Consider the following 20,377-nt stretch of genomic DNA (forward strand, 5'->3'; position numbering starts at 1 on the left):
TTGGGAGACCCAACATGGGCAGGAAGTGACCCCGCTTTGTTTTTCGCTAGACCTCGTCAGCCAAGGTTCCCAAGTAGAGCTGGATGACTTTGGGGTCCTTCATGAGCTCCCGGCCGGTGCCTGTGTAGGCGTCCTTGCCCTGGTCCAGGACGTAGCCGCGGTCGCAGATCTGGAGACAGCGGCGGGCGTTCTGCTCCACCATGATCACGGACACTCCGGCCCGGTTGATTTCGTGGACCCGAAGGAAGGTCTCGTCCTGTTTGACGGGGGAGAGGCCAGCGGATGGCTCGTCCAGGAGCAGCACTGCGGGATCCATCATCAGTGCCCGGCCCATGGCCACCATCTGGCGTTCACCTCCGGAAAGTGACCCTGCACGCTGGGCGCGCCGCTTGGCCAGCTCCGGGAAGAGGCTGGTGACGAAGTCAAAGCGTTCGGCGAACACCTTGGGCCGCTGGAACATACCCATCTGGAGGTTTTCCTCGATGGTCAGCGTGGCAAAAACGTTGTTGGTCTGCGGTACGAAACCAACGCCCTGGGTGACCAGCTTGTTGGCCTTCAACCCGGTGAGGTCCTGTCCTCGCACCACAACGGTGCCCGAGTGGACCTTGACCAAACCGAACATGGCTTTCAGCAGCGTGGACTTGCCGGCGCCGTTGGGGCCAATGATGCCGATGAGTTCACCTTTGCGGGCTTCGATGCTGCAGCCGTTCAGGATGTTGACGCCCGGGATGTAACCTGCAACGAGGTTGGTGACCTTCACCACTGAATCGCCTGTGGGGGCCGGAGCCGGAGCCGGCATGGCGCTGGTGCTGCTCATTTCCCCTCCTCATTCCTGGGTTCAACATGATTGGGTTCAACGTGTTTCGGTTCAGCGTGTTTCGATTCAACGATCCTGGGTTCGACGATGTCCGACAGAATGCCGGCGTCTTCCGTGCCGACCACCGACTCGTCGTCGGCCTCCAGCTCGGCCTCGAGTTCCTTGATGCCTTCAGCGTCGCCGAGATCGACGTCGTGGTGGGCGCCAAGGTAGGCATCGATGACGGCAGGGTTCTTCATCACTTCGCCAGGAGGTCCCTCGGCCACTACCTTGCCTTCGGCCATGACCACCACCCAGTCAGCGATGTGGCGGACCATGTTCATGTCGTGCTCGACGAAGAGGACGGTCATGCCCTCGGCCTTAAGGTTCTTGATGTGGTCCAGCAGCGACTGCGTCAGTGCCGGGTTCACGCCTGCCATCGGCTCATCGAGCATGACCAGTTTGGGCTTGACCATCAAGGAGCGGGCCATCTCCAGGAGCTTGCGCTGGCCGCCGGAAAGCGACGCAGCATAATCGTCCTTCTTGGCATCCAGCTTGAACTTCTCCAGCAGGATGTTGGCCTGGGCGGTGATCTCCTTTTCACGGCCGCCCCACATGCCCTTGAACAGAGCCCTGGAGAGCCGCTCGCCCGGTTGGTCTGCTGCCCCCAGGCGCATGTTTTCCATAACCGTCAGCTTGCCCATGACCTTGGTGAGCTGGAAGGTCCGGACCATGCCCATGCGTGCCACTTTGTAGGAGGAAACACCGGCAAGGCTGTTGCCTTCGAACTGCCACTTCCCGGAGTTGGGAGTGTCAAAGCCCGTCAGCAGGTTGAACAGAGTGGTTTTGCCCGCACCGTTGGGTCCGATCAATGCGGTGATCTTGTGGCGGGGAATTTCGAGGTACTCGACATCCACAGCATTGATGCCGCCAAAGGAGCGGGTCACGTCCTCTGCCACCACGATCGGATCGCGTTTCTTGCAACCGGGTGTGTTTTCCCCAACTGCGATCGGGCGCGAATCTGTCATGTAATCAATATTTTCGCTGTTGCCGATATTGCTGTCGTTGGTCTCACTCATGCGAAAGCAAGCTCCTTCTTATTGCCGAACACGCCTTGTGGGCGGAAGATCATCAGGAGCATCAGCGCCACGCCCACAAGGATGTAGCGCAGCTGGCCCGCCTGGACCGTTGTCAGCCAGGTGACCGCCCCTGATTCGATGAGGCCATAGAGCAGGCTCTGGGTCAGGGAGAGGACAACCCAGAAGATCATTGCTCCGATAACAGGCCCCAGTACGGTGGCCATGCCGCCGAGCAGGAGGCATGTCCAGAGGAAGAACGTCAGTTCTGTTCCGTAGTTGGACGGCTGGACAGCACCGCGGGGAAGCGTGAAGATCATGCCGGCCAGGGCGCCAAGGACACCACCGATGACGAGTGCCTGCATCTTGTAGGCGTAAACGTTCTTGCCCAGGGACCTGACAGCGTTCTCATCCTCACGAATGCCCTTCAGGACGCGGCCCCACGGGCTGCGCATCAGCAGCCACACCAGGACGCAGCAGACGATAACCAGGCCCCAGCCCACGACGCGGATGAAGAAATCGCGGTTGTTCATACCCATGTAGGACCCTTCGGGGAAGGGATTCATGGCGTAGAACGTGTTCTCGAAGGCAGCCAGGCCGTTGGCGGAACCGGTGACTTTGGTGAGCTGGTTGGTGGTGACCACGTAGCGGACAATTTCCGCGGCTGCGATGGTGACGATTGCCAGGTAGTCGGCTCGAAGCCGCAGCGTTGGGATACCCAGAATGAAGGCGAAGATGACCGAACAGATGACCGAAACGAGCAGGGCTACAAAGAACGGGGCATCGAAGGTGAGAGTGGAGATGGCGAAACCGTAGGCGCCGACAGCCATGAAGCCTGCCTGGCCGAAGTTCAGGAGGCCCGAGTAGCCGAAGTGCACGGCAAGGCCCAAAGCGGCAAGCGCGTAGGCCGCCGTCGTCGGGCTGAACAATTCACCAAGGGCGCTGGAGAAAATAAATCCGAAATCCATGGCCCGCTCCTAACCCACACGCTCACGCCGGCCGAGGATACCCTGCGGTCGGAACAGAAGAACAACGATCATGATGAAAAGGGCACCGACGTATTTGAGGTCGGCGGGAAGGCCGAAGACTGTTGTCAGTTCCACGAAGATGCCTACGACGATCGAACCGATCAGCGCACCGAATACTGTGCCCAATCCACCGAGCGTCACACCCGCAAAGATGAGCAGCAGGATCTGCGAACCCATATCGAAGGTGACACCAGGGCGGTAGTAGGCCCAGAGGATGCCGCCCAGGGAGGCCAGGACGCCGCCGACGATCCACACGATCCGGATGACGGAGTCGACGTCGATGCCGGAGGCTGCTGCCAGCGCCGGGTTGTCGGCGACCGCGCGGGTCGCCTTGCCCAGTCGGGTCTTCAACAGGATGAACCCAATCAAGGCGATCACCACGGCACTGATGAGCAACGACCACAGGTTGTTGGGGGAGATGGACACGGGGCCGATCTGGATCTCAGCGCTCTGTGCTCCCGGCAGCTGCTGTGTAGCACCGCCAAAGAAGAACTGGATGACGTACCGGATGGCAAGGGCGAGGCCGATGCTGACGATCATCATGGGGACCAGTCCGGAACCGCGCCGCCTCAGGGGACGCCAAAGTCCTGCGTCCTGGACGTAGCCGAAGAGCCCACCGCCTACGAGGGCCAGCAGGATCGCCAGCCAGAAGGGGAGGCCGAAGCCGTTGAACATGAAGACGAGGACTGCGCCGAGGGTCACCATCTCGCCGTGGGCGAAGTTGGTGAGGCCGGTGGTTCCGAAGATCAGCGAAAGTCCCACTGCAGCCAATGCGAGGAGGAGGCCGAAGCTCAAACCCGCCACCAGGCGGTTCAAGAGGTTCTGGCCGAAGTCCTGTTGCTGGACCACGATGCCTTTGCCGAAGGCGAAGATCACCGACAAGTTGGATGTCTGGCTGAAGGTGACATCCCTGGGGTTGTCCTGGCCATCGGCGAGCTTGATGCCATCGGGCAAGGTCGAGGTATCGAGCTCAACGGTATAGGTGCCTTGGACTGGTACGCCGATGCTCCACGCACCGTTGGCTCCGGAGGTGGCTTCACCTTCGAATCCGTTGCCCGAGGCTTTGATCTTGACGCCGGGTATGGGGGCCCGGGCGTCATCGCGGAGGAACCCGCTGATGTTGTTTTGGAAATTGGTGGGTGATGGCGAAGGCGAGGGGGTGGTTGCCTGTGCCGAAGGGGCGGCGATCAACAGAGTTGCGATCAGGGCTGCGAACAGTGCCCCCACGACTCTCTGCAGTCCCTTGGACCGTCTCTTGGACGGGTCGCGCAGTGTGCTTCTCAAAATGGAAACCTCCACAGTGGGGGTGGTCCCGACTGCGCCATTGCAGCCGGTGCGAACGGGTCATGGGGCTTGTGAACAGTTCTTGCCTAGCTGCCTCGATTGTGATCTAAGTCACCCATGTGTGGCCTATGTTACCGCTCGACGGACCGAATGAATGCCCAGTTCGGGGGTGCGAAGATCGCGATCAGATAACAACTGTGAAGCTATAGGCAACTATTAATGCAGGATTCCTAAACAAAAAATTTGTTGTGTGGCAGTGTCACTTAAGTTTCGCGGGCCGAAACGCGTCCCGGATTCGTCCCCTGCCGTGTCACGGTTGCGTTTCGTCTCGGTGAACAGGGGAACTTTCCCTGCCGCGCACGCGTGGTAATTGGTACCGTGAACTATCACTTAGCCCTTTTTCAGGAGGACACCCGTAATGGCACTTGGCGGAAACCCAGTCTTCAACGGAAAGAATTTCCGTGGAGCAAAGCAGGCCCCGCCTGTACCGCAAAATCCGTACGGCCAGCAATTTAACCAGGCTGGCCGGGCGCCCGGACAGGTCATGGACGGCCAGGCCGCATGGTCAGCCCAGCAGCAGGGCATGACCAACGAACAACTGCAGCAGATGTACAACCAGCCGGCAGCAGGCCCCGCTGACACCGGCCGCATGACTTATGACGACGTCATTATGAAGACCGTTGCCTGCTTGGTGGTCCTCGTGATCGGCGCAGCCGTGACGCTGTTTGTGGCACCTGGCCTGTCCAGCCTGCTGATGATCGTTGGCGCCTTGGGCGGATTCGTCCTGGCCCTGGTCAACACCTTCAAGAAGCAGCCGTCACCGGCCTTGATCCTGGCCTATGCCGGACTCGAGGGCCTGTTCCTCGGCGGCCTGACCCGGATCCTCGATGGCATGTACCCGGGCGTCGGCCTGCAGGCCGTCATCGGTACCCTTGCAGTCTTCGGTGTGACACTCGTGCTGTTCAAGAGCGGCAAGGTTCGCGCTACGCCGAAGATGGTGCGCTTCTTCATGATCGCGACCATCGGCTATGCGGTCTTCGCGCTGATCAACCTGGTCATGATGTGGACGGGTGCCGTGCAGGAGCCCTTCGGTCTCCGCACCAGCATCACCATTGCCGGCATCCCGCTGGGTGTCTTCATCGGTATCCTGGCCATCGGCCTGGCAGCGTTCTCGCTCATCATGGACTTCACCAGCATCGAAGAAGGCGTCCGCGCCGGTGCCCCGGAGCGTTACTCCTGGGTTGCAGCATTCGGCCTGACAGTCACGCTGGTCTGGCTCTACGTCGAGATCATTCGACTGCTCGCCATCCTGCGAGGCGACGACTAGCTACACAGCAAAAAGCCCCGAAGATTCGTCTTCGGGGCTTTTTCGTGTCTTCGAGGGGTGAGGTTTCGGGGGAAAGGGCGTGTCAAAGGGGTGGGATCCAACCCCTCGCGTCAGCTCAGGCGTTCGAACACCACGGCCATGCCCTGGCCGCCACCCACGCAGAGTGTTGCCAGCCCCAGTGTCCCGTCCCGTTCCTTCAACCCGTTCAGCAGCGTGCTGGTCATGCGTGCGCCAGTCATGCCGAATGGATGGCCCAGGGCGATGGCGCCGCCGTGAACGTTGAGTTTGGCAGGATCGATGTCCAACTCCCTGGCACTTGCCACCACCTGCACGGCGAAGGCCTCGTTAAGCTCCACCAGATCGATGTCGTCCATGGTCAGACCAGCGAGGGAAAGTGCCCGCCGGGTGGACTCCACCGGCCCCATGCCCATCAATTCGGGTGAGAGTGCGCTGACGCCTGTTGATACCACCCGCGCCAAGGGTTCCAGGCCGAGTTCGCGTGCCCGGGTATCGCTCATGACCACCACGGCCGCCGCGCCGTCGTTGAGGGGACAGGCATTACCTGCCGTCACAGTGCCCCCTGGGCGGAACACGGGCTGCAGTGCCGACACCGCCTCCAGTGTCACCCCCGGCCGGGGAGAGTCGTCACGGTCAACCACCACTCCGTCCTTACGCGTGAAGGGAGTGATGTCCCGGGCGTAGAACCCGGAGGCAATTGCAGCCTCGGCGCGGTTCTGGCTCAGGACGCCCCATTCGTCCTGCTCGGCGCGGCTGATGCCGTAGCTCGTGGCGACGTTCTCCGCGGTCTGGCCCATGGAGATGTAGATGTCCGGCAAGCGGCCGCCAAAACGGGGGTCCGTCCACGGGATGTTGGAAGCGGCGCGGGCTGCGGTGCGCTGGGCGGCTGCTTCGAAGCGCGGATTGTGGTCGGCGGTGTCGGTTTCGCCGGCGCCCACCCAGTTCCGGTAGCGGGAAACGCTCTCCACCCCGGCGGAAACCACCGCGTGGGCCTCCCCGGAATTGATGGCATGGAAGGCCATCCTCAGGGTTTGGAGGCTCGATGCGCAGAAGCGGTTGATGGTGGCTGCCGGAACCTGGTCCAATCCGGCCAGCACCGCCACGACGCGGGCCATGTTCGAGCCTGCTTCGCCGCTGGGTTCCGCGCAGCCCAGGAGGATGTCGTCCAGGCCGCGTCCGTCCTCCGAGCCCGGGTCGAAGCCAGGAACCTTGGCCAGTGCCGCCTGCACCATGGCAGTGGCGAGGTCGTCGGGTCGTTCATCCTTCAAGGACCCTTTGAAGGCGCGCCCGATCGGGCTTCTGGCAGTGGAAACAATGACAGCCTCAGTCATGGCCCCAGCTTACGCCCGGCATCGCTGTGCTTACCGGGCGCAGGCCGGGCGCGTCAGGCCAGGCGGAAGGCGCCTGCAGCGGGGGTGACAGTGAAGATGTCCGGTGCGGTGAAGCCCGCCTCCGCAAAGGAACGCACGACGGCGTCCCTCACCTGCTGTTCCTGGCCCACCGGCGTCAGGGCGATGGCAGAACCACCGAAACCGCCGCCGGTCATTCGCGCACCGATTGCGCCGCTGGCACGGGAGGTATCCACGGCCAGATCGAGCTCCGGGCAGGAGATCTCGAAGTCGTCGCGCATGGACACGTGGCTGGCGTCCAGCAGGGCTCCAATGCTCGCAGGTCCCCGGGTGCCAAGTATCTCGACGGTTTGGAGAACGCGGTCGTTTTCGGTGACCACGTGACGCACCCGCCGAAGCGTGGTCTCATCCAACAGCCCGGAAGCTTCCTCCAAATCCTCGACGCCGACGTCGCGCAGTGCTTTAACGCCGAGGATTTCGGCTCCCAGCTCGCAGGACGCGCGGCGCGAGGCGTATCCGCCGTCGGCGTGTGAGTGTGAGACCTTGGTGTCGATAACCAGCAGGACCAGGCCCGAGGCCTCGGCGTCGAACGGGACCAACTCAACGTGTTGGTCGCGGCAATCGAGGAAGACAGCGTGTCCCTTGGCGCCACGCAGGGATGCCGACTGGTCCATGATTCCCGTGGGAGCCCCGACAAAGATGTTTTCGGCGCGCTGGGTGGCCAGGACAAGCTCCTCCGCCGCAAAGCCGGCACCCGTGAGTTCGTTGAGTGCGGAGATGACGGCGCACTCGATGGCGTGGGAGGAGGACAGCCCGGCGCCCGAGGGGACGTCGGAATCGAGCAGCAGGTCAAAGCCGGGTACGGTGATGCCGCGCTCCTGCAAGGCCCAGGCGACTCCCAGGGGATAACGGGACCAGCCTTCGCCCGAGCCGGGTTCCAGCTCCACGAGACTGGCTTCCACCATCCCGTGGCCGCCGAACGTGGACAGCATGCGCACCGTCGAATCGTCGCGGACGCGCAGGGCCACCTTCGCCGTCCTGTCGATGGCGAAGGGAAGCACAAAGCCTTCGTTGTAATCGGTATGTTCGCCGATCAGGTTGACGCGTCCCGGGGCCTGCCACACGCCGTCGGGAGCTGCTCCGAACGTTTCCTGGAAACGGGCGGTGAGGACGCTGGCGTCCGTGGTGGTGGTCATGCTCGGATGCCTTCCATGGTCTTGTCGGTGGCCGGTGCAACGGCGACGTTGCGGAGCCGCTCGGCCACGGCTTCGGGGGTGGTGTCGTTGATGAACGCTCCCATGGCCGCTTCCGATCCGGCCAGGTACTTGAGCTTATCGGCCGCGCGCCGGGGGGAGGTGAGCTGCAGGTGCAGTTGCCCCGCCGGACGAAGCGCGGGATCCAGCGGGGCCTGGTGCCACGCGGAGATGTACGGCATGGGAGTGGGGTACAGGGCGTCGAGGCGCTTGAGCAGGTCCAGGTAGACGTGCGAGAGCTCGTCCCGCTCGGCCCCTGTGAGCGCCGCAAGGTCAGGCACGCTGCGGTGGGGCACCAGGTGGATTTCCAAGGGCCAGCGCGCGGCGAAGGGAACATAGGCGCTGAAGTGCTCGGCCTCCAGGACCATGCGGCTGCCGTCTTCACGTTCTGCCTTCAGGAGCGAGGCCCCGAGCGTTTCCTTCGCGTCGACGTCGTCGTAATACTTGCGGGCCACGGCACCGAGCTGGGCGGCCCGCGGCGTCACGTACGGGTAGGCGTAGATCTGGCCGTGCGGGTGGTGCAGGGTGACGCCGATGTCGGCGCCGCGGTTCTCGAAGGGGAAGACCTGCTTGATGCCGGGCAGGGCGCTCAGCGCCTCGGTCCGCTGTGCCCACGCTTCGATCACTGTCCGGGCGCGGGTCTCGCCCAACCCTGCGAAGGAGCCAGTATGCTGCGGCGTGAAAGCCACGACCTCACAGCGGCCAAAAGCGGGACCTGTGATGCCGTGGGCGTTCTGTCCCGCTGCAGGCAGCGGAGGGATGTCGCCCAGGGCCGGGCCCAGGGACGGGAAGCGGTTTTCAAACACCACGACGTCGTAGTCCGGCGCCGGAATCTCCGAGGGGTTCGCGGCAGTGGTGGGGCAGATGGGGCACTGATCGGCCGGGGGGAGATGCGTCCGTGTTTGCCGGTGGGCTGCCACAGCCACCCAGTCTCCTGACAATGCGTCGTACCTGACTTCGCCGGGCTCGCCCCGTGCGGGGAGCCGGCGATGGTCAACCAGTGAATCCGGTGACCGTTCCGGCGTTCCGGGGTCGTCAAAGTAGATCAGCTCCCGGCTGTCCGCCAGGCGGGTTGTGGTGATGCGGCTCATGACTTCATTGTTCCACAAATGACCAAAAGCGCATAGTTTCTAACAAAATCAAACATTGCCGGGTCCGGTCCGACCTCCCGAATGCAGTACGGTAATGCCATGCCTGCCTCTTCGATGCCAACCGACAGCGCCCACCACCCCGAATCCCGCCGTTTCGCCACGGGGCGGCAGTTCGAGCTGCGACGGGACAACGCCGTTGCTGTCGTCACGGAACTGGCTGCGGGACTGCGGCTGTACTCCCGCGGCGGGGTCCAGCTGACCGAGAGTTACGGCGACGCTGAGATCTCTCCAGGGGCCACCGGCATCACCCTTGCGCCGTGGGCCAACCGGGTGGAAGACGGAATCTGGTACCTCGACGGCAAGAAGCAGCAGCTCGACATCACGGAAGTTTCACGCAACAACGCCAGCCATGGACTATTGCGCAACACCGGCTATGCGCTGGTGGATGAGTCCGAATTCTCCGTCACCCTGGAAGCCACTGTTTTTCCCCAGCACGGCTACCCGTTTCTGGTGCTTCACCGGGTGCGCTACGAACTCGACGACGCCCTGGACCTCCGTGTTTCCCAGACCTTGATCAACCAGGCGCAGAGCCCGGCTCCTTTTGTCCTGGGCGCCCACCCTTACTTGCGCTTGGGCGACACTGCCCCCGAAGACCTCATCCTTACCGTCAACGCCCGGACCCGGCTTGTGGCGGATGAGCGCCTGATCCCGCGCAGCACGGCCCCGGCGGACGGGCCGTACGACTTTTCATCAGGCATCCCGGTTGGCACGTCATTGGTGGACGTCGCGTTAACGGACCTGGAGTTCGACGGCGGCGCGGCCCGCCATACGCTCACCGCACCTGATGGCCGCAGTGTAAGCCTGGAGCAGGACACGAACTGCCAGTATGTCCATGTCTTCATCACTGACACCTTTCCTGGACGTTCCAGGGCAGTGGCCATCGAACCGATGACTGGCCCGGCGAACGCCTTCAACAGTGGTGACGGCCTCCGCTGGTTGGCGCCGGGGGAGGCGTTCACCATGAACTGGGGCATTACTGCATCCCTTTAGTCCGCGGCGCTGCCTGCGGGTCGGTTTCCCATACGGAGCGGGCTACGGAATTATGGGTTCATGACGCCAACACCGGACGCCAAGCCCCGTTCTGACCGCCAAATCGCCGAGGACATCCCCTATGGGGTGCGCATTGCTGCAGCGTGGTCGTGGCGGGCAGGTCTGATACTGCTCATGATCGGTGCTCTGGTGTGGCTGCTGGGGAAGGTCAGCTTCCTCATCATCCCCGTCATGGTGGCAGCGCTGCTGGCAGGTCTGCTCTATCCGGTGGTGGCCTGGTTGCGGAGCCGCAAACTTCCCAATGGCGCTGCCGTCGCTATTACCGTAGTCGGGTTCATCGGCGTCATTGCCGGCGCCCTGGCTCTTGTGGGCCGGCAGTTGGTGTCCGGCTTCGGCGCACTGTGGCAGGAAGCCCTCGCCGGAATCCAGCAGATCCAGACCTGGCTGGCCGACGGCCCCCTCCATCTCACCGCCGACCAGATCGACCAGTACATCGCCGATGGTGCCAACGCCCTGCAGAACAACAGCAGCAGCATCCTCAGCGGCGCCTTGTCCTTTGGCAGTACCGCAGGACACTTCGCGGCCGGCCTGGTGCTGGCGCTGTTCATCCTGATCTTCTTCCTGCTGGAGGGAAGCCGGATCTGGGCCTTCCTGGTACGCCTTCTGCCTAAAACGGCGCGGAGGGCAACTGACGGTGCAGGCCGGCGGGGTTGGACCTCGATGGTCAGCTACGTCCGTATCCAGATGTTTGTTGCCTTCGTGGACGCCGTAGGCATCGGTGTCGGTGCTGCGATCATCCAGGTCCCCTTGGCACTGCCCCTCGCCGTCCTTGTTTTCATCGGCTCGTTCATCCCTGTTGTGGGCGCGCTGGTCACCGGTGCCATCGCGGTGCTGCTGGCCCTCGTCGCCAATGGGCCCGTCAATGCCCTGATCATGCTGGCCATCGTCCTGCTGGTGCAGCAGCTTGAGAGTCACATCCTGCAGCCGCTGGTCATGGGCAAGGCTGTTGCCCTGCACCCGGTGGCCGTCATCCTCTCGGTGGCTGCAGGCTCTTATCTGGCAGGCATCCCGGGAGCCCTGTTCGCAGTTCCCCTGCTCGCCGTAGTAAACACGGCAGTTCGCTACATTGCCGGCCGGACGTGGGAACATGATGAAGGATTGGGTGGCGCCGGACTCCAACCGGCGGCCGCTTCCGCGGGTTCCGGCGACGCCAACTTCAAGGAAGTGCACCTTCCAAAGTCCGAATCCCGTCTCGCCAGGGGCGGCGCCGGCACGACCAAGGCTCCGGGGAGCACCTCTGCTGAGGGCCCCGAGGCCGACACCAACAAAGGAGAATAGTCAGTGAATACCCTCGATACCCTGCCCGTCACCCTGGACGATGTCCTCAAGGCGCAGGAGCTGCTCGAGGGCATTATTACCAAGACTCCGGTGGAGTCGTCGCGGGCGCTGGGCCACCTTGTGGGCGGAAATGTCTTCTTCAAGTGTGAGAACCTGCAGCGCGCCGGCTCGTTCAAAGTCCGTGGTGCCTATGTACGCATGGCCCGCCTCACTGCCGACGAAAAGAAACGCGGTGTAGTGGCGGCCTCCGCCGGCAACCACGCCCAAGGTGTCGCAGTGGCCGCCAAGAGCCTGGGCATCAACGCCCGGATCTACATGCCGCTGGGCGTCGCCCTCCCCAAACTCGCCGCCACGCGCAGCCACGGGGCAGAGGTCATCCTTCACGGCCACAATGTGGACGAGGCACTGGCCGAAGCGCAACGCTACGCCAACGAAACCGGTGCCGTGTTCGTGCACCCCTTTGACAACGTGGATGTCGTAGCGGGTCAAGGCACCATCGGTCTGGAGATCCTGGAACAGATCCCCAATGTGGACACCATCCTTATGGGCGTCGGCGGCGGTGGACTGCTGGCCGGCGTGGCCGTGGCCATCAAAGCCCGCGCCAAGGAGCTTGGCCGTGAGATCAGGGTCATTGGTGTGCAGGCAGAAAACGCCGCGGCATACCCGCCCTCCCTGGCTGCCGATGCCCTGGTGCCGCTCAAGAAGGTATCCACGATGGCTGACGGCATCGCAGTGGGACGACCGGGACAGCTGCCGTTCAGCATCATCCGCGAGCTTGTGGACGACGTTGTCACCGTCAGCGAAGACTCATTGGCCCGTGCGCTCATTTTCCTGCTGGAACGCGCAAAGATGGTCGTTGAGCCCGCCGGCGCGGTGGGAGTAGCCGCACTGATGGACGGCAAGATCGAAAACCCAGGGAACACCGCCGTCGTGCTTTCCGGCGGCAACATCGATCCCATGCTGATGCTGAAGGTCATCCAGCGCGGTTTGTCGGCTGCAGGCCGCTTCATGACGGTCCGTATGATGCTCGATGACCGTCCCGGCTCATTGGCTACGATCGCCCGGATCATCGCAGAGAACGATGCCAACGTGACCGGCCTGGACCACACGCGCCTGGGCGGTTCCATCAGCATGGGCGATGTCTCCATCACCATCAACCTGGAAACGAAGGGCCACGAACACGGCGAACAGGTCCTTGGCGCCTTGCGGGCCGAGGGCTTCCAGCCGATCGTGGTGCACTGACGGGAGGAGCGCCATGGTGCTTGGAACGCCTGAAGGATCAAGAGCCGAAGCCGAGGAATCGCTGGCCGGACGGGCGAAGGGCGGCCTGCTCTTCATGGGCGGGTTCGTGGTCCTGCTCTACGTCATCGAGATTCTCAATACGCTGATGCGGCACGCCCTGAACGCCACTTTCGGACTCCGCCCCCGCTCCATGGACGGTGTCCTGGACATCCTCACCTTTCCTTTGCTTCACGCAAACTTCAACCACCTGATCTCGAACACCCTGCCGCTGATCATCTTCGGTTTCCTGGTGTTCCTGTCCGGCATCCGCGTGTTCATCACGGCCCTGGCGTTCAGTTGGCTGGGCTCGGGGTTGACTGTGTGGCTCATCGGCGGGGGAGGGGTGACGGTCGGGGCCTCCGGGTTGGTGTTCGGCTTCTTCGCGTTCCTGCTGGTCCGGGGTTTCTTCAACCGGAGCTGGTGGCAGATCCTGCTGTCCGTGGTGCTGTTCATGGCCTACGGCAGCATCCTCTTCGGGGTGTTGCCTACGGTGATGGGCTACATCTCCTGGCAGGCCCACCTGGGTGGCGCGATCGGTGGCATCATCGCGGCCCTCTTGCTACGGCCCAAGCCCGCCATCACCCCCTGACCCAACGGGGACAGTAAGTCCCAAAGCTGGGCCGGGCACAAAAAACGCCGGCACCTCCACAAAGGAGGGGCCGGCGTCGTGCTTGTGGTGCCCGGGCTGATACCTAGGCGACGTACGGCTTGGCGGAGACGATCTCTACCGCGATTTCCTTGCCGTTGGGAGCGACGTAGCTGAGGCTGTCGCCTTCCTTGTGGCCGATGATGGCTGCACCGAGGGGCGACTTCTCGCTGAAGACATCCAGATCGGAATCTCCGGCGATTTCGCGCGAGCCCAGCAGGAACGTCTCTTCGTCACCGGCGATGCGGGCAACAACCAGCATGCCGGGCTCGACGATTCCGTCGTCGGCCGGGGCCTCGCCCACATGCGCATCGCGCAGAAGGGCGGTCAGCTGGCGGATACGGGCTTCGATCTTGCCCTGCTCCTCCTTGGCTGCGTGGTAGCCGCCGTTTTCCTTGAGGTCGCCTTCCTGGCGGGCAGCTTCGATCTTCTGGACGATTTCCGCCCGGCCAGCGCCGGAAAGGTGGTCCAGCTCAGCCTTCAAGCGGTCGAAAGCTTCCTGGGTAAGCCAAGCCGCAGTGGCGCTGTTGGTGGTAGACACGGATTTCTCCTCTAGATCTGACAATGCAAAAGACCCCGCCGAGGTGGCCACTCGTAAAACTCAGTAACCAACTTAACGGGGTGAAGGTTTCATCCATTGTAGTAAATCCTCTGGACGAACCCAAACCGGTTGAGCCGTAGGTCACACGTTTGTTATTTGCCGCTGTCCACAATCCAGCAGTTATCCACGACGCCGGAGACGGACGGGGACTCGGTCCTCAGGGTGGTCCGCTGGACAGTGGTCCTCCCGCCGTCGGGGTCGTCCTGGGGCTCGTTGGCGCCGATCTCGACCACCTTCCAGCCCACTACTGCGAACTTCGAGTCCAGGGCCTTGATGGCGCATTTCGCGGTGGCGCGAGGGGACTTGGTGACTTGGTAATCGACCTCGGCCTGGGTGTCGTCCACCGTGCTGTAGCCAATGTCTTTGAACGTGACCGGAGCCTGCGCGGACCCTGTCGCGACATACCCGGCCAAGCCAATGGCGACCACCAGCGCGGCGATGATGATGTTCCGCTTGGTTTTGCCTGTCATGGCGCGCTTTTGACCGCCGTAGCGATTGGCTAGGCTGGTGCTTGCCGGTACTTGGGTGGCCGAAAGGTCCTCTGAAGTCACCCATCCAGTTTAGTGCCGATCCCGGTGGCACTTTGCCGCCCCTGAAGCAGATCCATGAAAGAGGAGCCGTCACGTGACAGCGTCCAGCAGTTCCGACCAGCAGCTGCGGCTGCTCGCCGTCCACGCCCACCCGGATGATGAGTCCAGCAAGGGTGCAGCAACCATGGCGATGTACGCCGCCGCAGGCGTGGACGTCATGGTCGCCACGTGCACGGACGGATCACGCGGAGACATCCAGAACCCCGCCATGGAGGATGCCCCGCATCCCAAGCGTGACATGGCCGGTGCGCGCCGGCTGGAAATGGCCAACGCGGCAGCGGTGCTGGGAATCAAACAGCGCTGGCTCGGATTCGTGGACTCAGGCCTGCCGGAAGGAGATCCCCTCCCGCCGCTGCCGCCGGGATGCTTCGCGTTGCAGCCGCTGGAGCGGGCTTCAGCTCCACTGGTGCGCCTGGTTCGTCAGTTCAAGCCGCACGTCATCCTCAGCTACGACGAAAACGGCGGTTATCCGCATCCGGACCACATCATGGCCCATAAGGTGGCGGTTGAAGCTTATGAAGCCGCGGGCGATCCCGAACGCTATCCCGGCATGGGCGAGCCGTGGGCCCCGGACAAGCTCTACTACGACCGTGCTTTCAGCCCCGCACGTTTCCGTGCCCTCCATTTCGCGTTGGAGGAAGCAGGGCTGCAGTCTCCGTACGCCGAGCGGCTGGCGGCGTGGTTGGAGGCCGACGCCGAGGGACACACGCCACCCGCCGGCGGTCACCAGACCACTACCCAGATCGACTGCGGCGACTACTTCGAGGTCCGCGACGACGCCCTGCGGGCCCACCGCACCCAGATCGACCCTTTGGGCTTCTTCTTTGCCGTATCGCCGGAACTGCAGCGGACCACATGGCCTTGGGAGGACTACACCCTGATCAAGTCCCGTGTGCCTTCCGAGCTGCCCGAAAAGGATCTCTTCGCAGGGATAAGATAAGAACGCCGGTAGTTTCTATCGTTCGTAGAAATTACCGGATGGCCCATCAGCATCCCGGTTACGCTTTGCCGGCCGGCGCGTACCAGTTCCCATAGAAGGTTTGACCGTGCACCACTTGATTCTCGCCCTGACCGTCACTCCGTCGCCCGATCCCACGGGCACGCTGCGGCCCGGCCTGTCCGAGGATCAGGTGACGCCGGGCACGTGGGGTTTCGTCCTCACGGCCTTCATCGTGATCCTCACTACCTTCCTGATCGTGGACATGGTCCGGAGGATCCGACGCGTCCGCTATCGCGCACAGGTAGAGGAAGCCCGTCTGGCTGCTGAAGCGGGTGAGCCGTCCGCGGACGGGAATCCGGCACAAAGCGGCGGTCCCACTGACGAGATCGGCAATGGCGGCCCCGGAGCCCGCTGAAACGGGCGGAACCGGCTGTCCCGGGGCAAGCGATGCCCTGGGTTCGGAACCCTCTGCCTATCTCCGGCAACACGCGGGCAATCCCGTCCACTGCCGTCCGTTCGGGGATGACGGCTTGGCGTTTGCCGCTGCCGGGTTGCGGCCGCCGTCGCCGGTCCTGGCTCGCGGCATCGCCGCGAACTGTGCGGCGCGTTGCTGACGTCGCCCGCCCAGGGGTGGTGGTCGCCCATCAAACGTACGACGACGCGTCCCCGGCCCCCGACGTGACGTCCCGTTGCTGCCTCCATGGCTGGGGCGCGGCTGGCGGCCATGGCTGTGGGCGGTGAACCCGCCTTTCCGGGCTAGCTTCTTTCCGGGCTAGCTCAGGACGGCCATCATGATGGCGATGAAGTGCGCGGCGAAGGCCAGCACGGTAAAGGCGTGGAACAGTTCGTGGAAACCAAAGTTCCGGGCGCTGAAGTTTGGCTTCTTGAGGGCGTAGAACACTGCGCCGGCAATGTACAGGGCGCCGCCGACGCAAATGAGGATGGCTGCGGCGGCATTCGCGGCGAAGAACTGCGGCAGGTAGAACAGGGCCCCGCAACCGAGGGCGATGTAAACCGGGACGTAAAGCCAGCGCGGAGCATGGGTCCACAGAATCCGGAACAAGACGCCGACGATCGCCCCGGACCACACAAGCCATAGCAAGGTGACAGCTTCAGAGCGTTCCAGCAGGGACCATGCCAGGGGCGTGTAGCTCCCGGCGATCACCAGCATGATGTTGGTATGGTCCAGCCGTTTGAGGAGCATGCGGACCTTGGGGGACCAGTTTCCCCGGTGGTACACGGCGCTGACGCCAAACAGCAGGAAACCGGTCAGGGCATAGATGGTGGACGTGACTTTGCGGTCCGGAGTGGGAGCAACCGTCACCAGGACTATCCCTGCTGCAAGTGCAAAAGGAGCGGCAACTGCGTGGATCCATCCACGCCAGAGGGGCTTGGTTTCGAGGAGCTCAGCCATGCTCCAAGAATAACCTACGTTTCGGTAAGTTACTTCTGGGTAACAAGTGTTGGGCGGTTTTTGACTGTCCACTGCACCGCCCCGGCAGTTCGGGAAGGTAGCCTTGGATGTGCGTCGTCGTACAAGCAAGGAAGTCAGGTGAGAGTCCGGTGGAGCTGCCCGGTTTCCTCTATGGCTTCTACGAGCGCAAACTCCTGCGCTCACTCAAGCAGGACCAGATCCCACGGCACATCGGCGTCATGGTGGACGGCAACCGGCGCTGGGCGCGCCAGTTCAATGCCCCCACCAGCCAAGGACACCAGGCCGGCGCAGACAAAATCCACGAATTTCTGGGATGGTGCCAGGAACTGGGCGTCAAGGTCGTCACGCTCTACATGCTCTCCACGGACAACATGAACCGCTCCGGTGAGGAGCTGGACCTGCTCATGGGCATCATCGCCAACACCATGGACCGGCTCGACGAAGACGAAGACGTGTCTGTTCATGCCATGGGAGCACCGGAACTTTTGCCGGACTACCTGGCTGATCGGCTGAACAAACTCACGTCCCGGACGCCGGTCCACGAAAAGATCCACGTCAACGTCGCAGTCGGCTACGGTGGCCGCCGCGAAATTGTCGACGCCGTCAGGGAACTCCTGCACGACGCCGCCTCCAAAGGACGCACCATGTCCGAGGTGGCAGATGAACTTTCAGTGGACGACATCTCCCGGTTCCTCTACACCCGGGGCCAACCCGATCCGGACCTGGTGATCCGCACTTCAGGCGAGCAGCGGCTCTCCGGATTCCTCATGTGGCAAAGCGCTTACAGCGAGTTCTACTTCTGTGAAGCCCTGTGGCCCGCCTTCCGCAAGGTCGATTTCCTCCGTGCGCTCAGGGATTATGCCGGGCGGCAGCGCCGCTACGGAACCTAGCCCAGGCGCGGTTCACCGAAAATTAACGAGCCCGACATGCGACTTGCCGACGACGGATTGCGGAAATGAATGTGTCGGGGATTACGTTAAACCCATCAGCAGGCAAAACCGCCCGCTGATCGGGGAGGCCAGTATATGGAGCGGAACATCGCACCAGTTACATGGGAGGCCACGCCCGGCCTTCCGGCCGAGCCGCTTCACCATTAGGCCGGGCGACCGCCCGGGGCTGGAGTCGATGTGGCTATTTCTGAGCAACTGCCCGCAATGGTTTCCGACGGGGAAAGTGCAGCTACCTCTCGCGCCAAGCGGGTCCCACAAAAAGCGCGGGCAACAGCGTCCGCCACGGGCCGCAGCTATGTGATCGATACATCCGTCCTGCTTTCCGATCCCCACGCACTCCTGCGGTTCGCAGAACATGAGGTCATCGTTCCCATCGTGGTCATCAGTGAACTCGAGGGAAAGCGCCACGATCCGGAACTTGGCTACTTCGCCAGGAAAGCCCTGCGTCTCCTCGACGACCTCAGGATCGAACACGGCGGACTGGACCGGGCCATTCCCCTGGGGAACGACGGCGGGCTGCTCAGGGTGGAAATGAACCACATTTCCCCGGACGTGCTTCCTGCGGGCTTCCGCGGTGGCGACAACGACAGCCGGATCCTGGCCGTGGCCAAGAACCTGGCCAACGAGGGCCACAACGTCACGGTGGTCTCCAAAGACCTCCCCATGCGGGTCAAGGCGTCCGCCATGGGACTCCAGGCGGACGAGTACCGCAACGAACTCGTCAAGGACTCCGGCTGGACCGGCATGGCGGAAATAGAAGCCAACGACGACGAAATCACCACGCTCTACGGCCATGAACCTGTCTTCATTCCCGCAGCCGCCGAACTCCCCGTGAACACCGGACTGGTGCTTCTGTCGAACAGGGGATCCGCTCTGGGTCGCGTGGGAGCCGACAAGCAGGTCCGTCTGGTCAAGGGCGACCGGGACGTCTTCGGACTCCACGGACGCTCCGCCGAACAGCGGCTCGCCATCGACATGCTCATGGACCCCTCCGTAGGCATCGTGTCCATCGGCGGACGGGCAGGCACAGGCAAGTCCGCGCTTGCCCTCTGCGCAGGCCTTGAAGCCGTACTGGAGCGCCGTGAGCACCGGAAGGTGGTCGTCTTCCGGCCCCTGTACGCAGTGGGCGGCCAGGAGCTCGGCTACCTTCCCGGATCCGAATCCGAAAAAATGAACCCGTGGGCCCAGGCCGTGTTCGATACCCTCGGCGCGTTGGTCAGCCAGGAAGTCGTGGAAGAAGTCATGGACCGCGGCATGCTGGAAGTCCTGCCCCTGACCCACATCCGCGGGCGTTCGCTGCACGATGCCTTCGTCATCGTGGATGAAGCCCAGTCGCTCGAAAAGAACGTCCTGCTGACCGTCATGAGCCGCATCGGTCAAAACTCCAAGATCGTCCTCACCCACGATGTTGCCCAGCGCGACAACCTGCGCGTGGGACGGCACGACGGCGTTGCCGCCGTCGTGGAGACCCTCAAGGGACATCCGTTGTTCGGGCACATCACGCTGACCCGGTCCGAGCGTTCGCCGATTGCTGCGCTTGTTACGGAATTGCTGGAGGGGGCCGAGATCTAAGCATCTCCTTGGAACGTGGTGTCCAGGGCCGTGGTCCGGTTCGCCGGGCCACGGCCCTTCGCCGTCGCTTAGACACGACGAAGTGGAGGTGCAGTTACAGCTTCAGGTAGTTCTTTAGTTCTTCGTGGCCCTGGACTTTGAGGGTCCAGTCGGGGCGTTTGAAGGTGGTGGGGGTGAGACGGACTCTTTGGACTTCTTCGATTTTTTCTCCCCAGCCGTCCCGGGAGATGCCGTTGAGTTCGTAGCCGAGGCTGGTGGAGACGCCCAGGGATTGTTGGTTCCACGACGCTGCTTCGGATTCGGCCACTTCGGCGCCAAGGTAATCGAAGGCGTAACTGACGACGGCGGCGCGCATCTCCTTGCCGACGCCCTGGCCCTGCGCGGACTGCTTGAGCCAGGAACCCGTGCTTACCGTTTTGAGCGTCGCGAAGTTCCTGGCACCGAGGTCCTGAACGCCGAGGAATTCGTCGTCGCGCCAGACCGCCAGGAGGAGGGTCCAGGAATCCTTGGTGAAGTTTCCACGGCACCGCCAGTACCACTGGGCCATGTTCGGTGCCAGCTCGTCCGCCGGCATTTCAGCCCACGGCGTGCTGAAGGGGCTCTTGCCGGGTTCGTGGATACCTGAGCGGGCCGCGTCCACAGCGGCGGGGATGTCGTCGTCGAGAATCGGACGGACGGTCAGCCTCGGGGTGGTGAGAATGAGTCCGAACGGGGGCCAGATGTCTGCCAGCGATGTCATCGCCGTAGCTTAG

At 63.1% G+C, this 20,377-nt stretch carries 20 protein-coding genes; 9 read left to right on the forward strand and 11 right to left on the reverse strand.

All coding sequences use genetic code 11. The annotated features are described in order from the left end of the window. Window positions 1–46: 46 nt before the first annotated feature. The 4 genes from ACNAOU_RS06515 to ACNAOU_RS06530 are packed head-to-tail and all read right to left on the reverse strand — an operon-like array spanning window position 47 to window position 4,184. Window positions 47–817, reverse strand: a complete 771-nt coding sequence (locus ACNAOU_RS06515; protein ID WP_018777279.1) for an ABC transporter ATP-binding protein — start codon at window positions 815–817, stop codon at window positions 47–49. Continuing rightward, the gene (locus tag ACNAOU_RS06520; RefSeq protein ID WP_055974854.1) at window positions 814–1,875 is read right to left on the reverse strand and encodes an ABC transporter ATP-binding protein; all 1,062 of its coding nucleotides are present in this window, start codon (window positions 1,873–1,875) and stop codon (window positions 814–816) included. Before ACNAOU_RS06520 ends, ACNAOU_RS06515 begins: the two co-directional genes overlap by 4 nt. After that, the gene (locus tag ACNAOU_RS06525; protein ID WP_018777281.1) at window positions 1,872–2,840 is read right to left on the reverse strand and encodes a branched-chain amino acid ABC transporter permease; all 969 of its coding nucleotides are present in this window, start codon (window positions 2,838–2,840) and stop codon (window positions 1,872–1,874) included. The genes ACNAOU_RS06520 and ACNAOU_RS06525 overlap by 4 nt, the downstream gene beginning before the upstream one ends. A gap of 9 nt (window positions 2,841–2,849) precedes the next feature. Beyond that, window positions 2,850–4,184, reverse strand: a complete 1,335-nt coding sequence (locus ACNAOU_RS06530; RefSeq protein WP_227453511.1) for a branched-chain amino acid ABC transporter permease — start codon at window positions 4,182–4,184, stop codon at window positions 2,850–2,852. 418 nt (window positions 4,185–4,602) lie between these two features. Here ACNAOU_RS06530 and ACNAOU_RS06535 point away from each other — a divergent pair, with 418 nt between their 5' ends. Beyond that, a complete protein-coding gene (locus ACNAOU_RS06535; RefSeq protein ID WP_018777283.1) occupies window positions 4,603–5,511 on the forward strand; it encodes a Bax inhibitor-1/YccA family protein in 909 nt (302 codons plus the stop codon). Between the two features lie 110 nt (window positions 5,512–5,621). On the opposite strand, the gene ACNAOU_RS06540 is transcribed toward ACNAOU_RS06535, so the two are convergent. From ACNAOU_RS06540 to galT, 3 genes are read right to left on the reverse strand one after another with little or no spacing between them, the layout of a single operon-like run. Further along, entirely contained in the window at window positions 5,622–6,860 is a 1,239-nt protein-coding gene (locus ACNAOU_RS06540) for an acetyl-CoA C-acetyltransferase (RefSeq protein WP_422758311.1), read from the reverse strand. A 53-nt stretch (window positions 6,861–6,913) separates the two neighbouring features. Next, complete coding sequence (gene galK, locus ACNAOU_RS06545; RefSeq protein ID WP_018777285.1) at window positions 6,914–8,074, reverse strand: galactokinase; 1,161 nt, start codon at window positions 8,072–8,074, stop codon at window positions 6,914–6,916. Continuing rightward, window positions 8,071–9,222 (reverse strand): galactose-1-phosphate uridylyltransferase, encoded by a 1,152-nt coding sequence (galT, locus tag ACNAOU_RS06550; protein ID WP_422758312.1) that lies wholly within the window; start codon window positions 9,220–9,222, stop codon window positions 8,071–8,073. The genes galK and galT overlap by 4 nt, the downstream gene beginning before the upstream one ends. A 99-nt stretch (window positions 9,223–9,321) precedes the next feature. On the opposite strand from galT, the gene ACNAOU_RS06555 reads away from it, so the two are divergent. Genes ACNAOU_RS06555 through ACNAOU_RS06570 form a run of 4 tightly spaced genes read left to right on the forward strand, consistent with a single transcriptional unit; the run spans window position 9,322 to window position 13,480 of the window. Next, on the forward strand, window positions 9,322–10,272 hold the full coding sequence (locus tag ACNAOU_RS06555) for an aldose 1-epimerase family protein (protein WP_422758313.1): 951 nt from the start codon (window positions 9,322–9,324) through the stop codon (window positions 10,270–10,272). Window positions 10,273–10,332: 60 nt separating this feature from the next. Further along, window positions 10,333–11,610 carry an AI-2E family transporter gene (locus tag ACNAOU_RS06560; protein ID WP_018777288.1) on the forward strand — a complete coding sequence of 426 codons (1,278 nt, stop codon included), beginning with the start codon at window positions 10,333–10,335 and terminating at the stop codon, window positions 11,608–11,610. A 3-nt stretch (window positions 11,611–11,613) separates the two neighbouring features. Further along, on the forward strand, window positions 11,614–12,852 hold the full coding sequence (gene ilvA, locus ACNAOU_RS06565; RefSeq protein ID WP_018777289.1) for a threonine ammonia-lyase: 1,239 nt from the start codon (window positions 11,614–11,616) through the stop codon (window positions 12,850–12,852). A 13-nt stretch (window positions 12,853–12,865) separates the two neighbouring features. Then, the gene (locus tag ACNAOU_RS06570) at window positions 12,866–13,480 is read left to right on the forward strand and encodes a rhomboid family intramembrane serine protease (protein WP_018777290.1); all 615 of its coding nucleotides are present in this window, start codon (window positions 12,866–12,868) and stop codon (window positions 13,478–13,480) included. Between the two features lie 103 nt (window positions 13,481–13,583). On the opposite strand, the gene greA is transcribed toward ACNAOU_RS06570, so the two are convergent. Both greA and ACNAOU_RS06580 read right to left on the reverse strand, forming a co-directional pair. After that, a complete protein-coding gene (greA, locus tag ACNAOU_RS06575; RefSeq protein ID WP_018777291.1) occupies window positions 13,584–14,078 on the reverse strand; it encodes a transcription elongation factor GreA in 495 nt (164 codons plus the stop codon). A 152-nt stretch (window positions 14,079–14,230) separates the two neighbouring features. Next, window positions 14,231–14,689: a DUF4307 domain-containing protein gene (locus tag ACNAOU_RS06580; RefSeq protein WP_018777292.1), complete on the reverse strand. Its 459-nt coding sequence runs from the start codon at window positions 14,687–14,689 to the stop codon at window positions 14,231–14,233. A gap of 73 nt (window positions 14,690–14,762) precedes the next feature. On the opposite strand from ACNAOU_RS06580, the gene mca reads away from it, so the two are divergent. Continuing rightward, on the forward strand, window positions 14,763–15,668 hold the full coding sequence (mca, locus tag ACNAOU_RS06585) for a mycothiol conjugate amidase Mca (protein ID WP_039240309.1): 906 nt from the start codon (window positions 14,763–14,765) through the stop codon (window positions 15,666–15,668). A 106-nt stretch (window positions 15,669–15,774) separates the two neighbouring features. After that, on the forward strand, window positions 15,775–16,083 hold the full coding sequence (locus ACNAOU_RS06590; protein ID WP_055975197.1) for a hypothetical protein: 309 nt from the start codon (window positions 15,775–15,777) through the stop codon (window positions 16,081–16,083). A gap of 357 nt (window positions 16,084–16,440) precedes the next feature. Here the strand turns inward: ACNAOU_RS06590 and trhA are convergent, their stop codons facing one another. Then, window positions 16,441–17,082: a PAQR family membrane homeostasis protein TrhA gene (gene trhA / locus ACNAOU_RS06595; RefSeq protein WP_039240310.1), complete on the reverse strand. Its 642-nt coding sequence runs from the start codon at window positions 17,080–17,082 to the stop codon at window positions 16,441–16,443. Window positions 17,083–17,189: 107 nt separating this feature from the next. On the opposite strand from trhA, the gene ACNAOU_RS06600 reads away from it, so the two are divergent. Both ACNAOU_RS06600 and ACNAOU_RS06605 read left to right on the forward strand, forming a co-directional pair. Beyond that, a complete protein-coding gene (locus ACNAOU_RS06600; RefSeq protein WP_052247135.1) occupies window positions 17,190–17,993 on the forward strand; it encodes an isoprenyl transferase in 804 nt (267 codons plus the stop codon). Between the two features lie 237 nt (window positions 17,994–18,230). Continuing rightward, window positions 18,231–19,625, forward strand: coding sequence for a PhoH family protein (locus ACNAOU_RS06605; RefSeq protein WP_026267103.1), 1,395 nt, complete (start codon window positions 18,231–18,233; stop codon window positions 19,623–19,625). A 94-nt stretch (window positions 19,626–19,719) separates the two neighbouring features. On the opposite strand, the gene ACNAOU_RS06610 is transcribed toward ACNAOU_RS06605, so the two are convergent. Beyond that, window positions 19,720–20,364, reverse strand: coding sequence for a GNAT family N-acetyltransferase (locus ACNAOU_RS06610; protein ID WP_422758314.1), 645 nt, complete (start codon window positions 20,362–20,364; stop codon window positions 19,720–19,722). Between the last annotated feature and the right edge of the window lie 13 nt (window positions 20,365–20,377).

The organism is Paenarthrobacter sp. C1 (assembly GCF_049315185.1).
Taxonomy (GTDB): domain Bacteria; phylum Actinomycetota; class Actinomycetes; order Actinomycetales; family Micrococcaceae; genus Arthrobacter; species Arthrobacter nicotinovorans.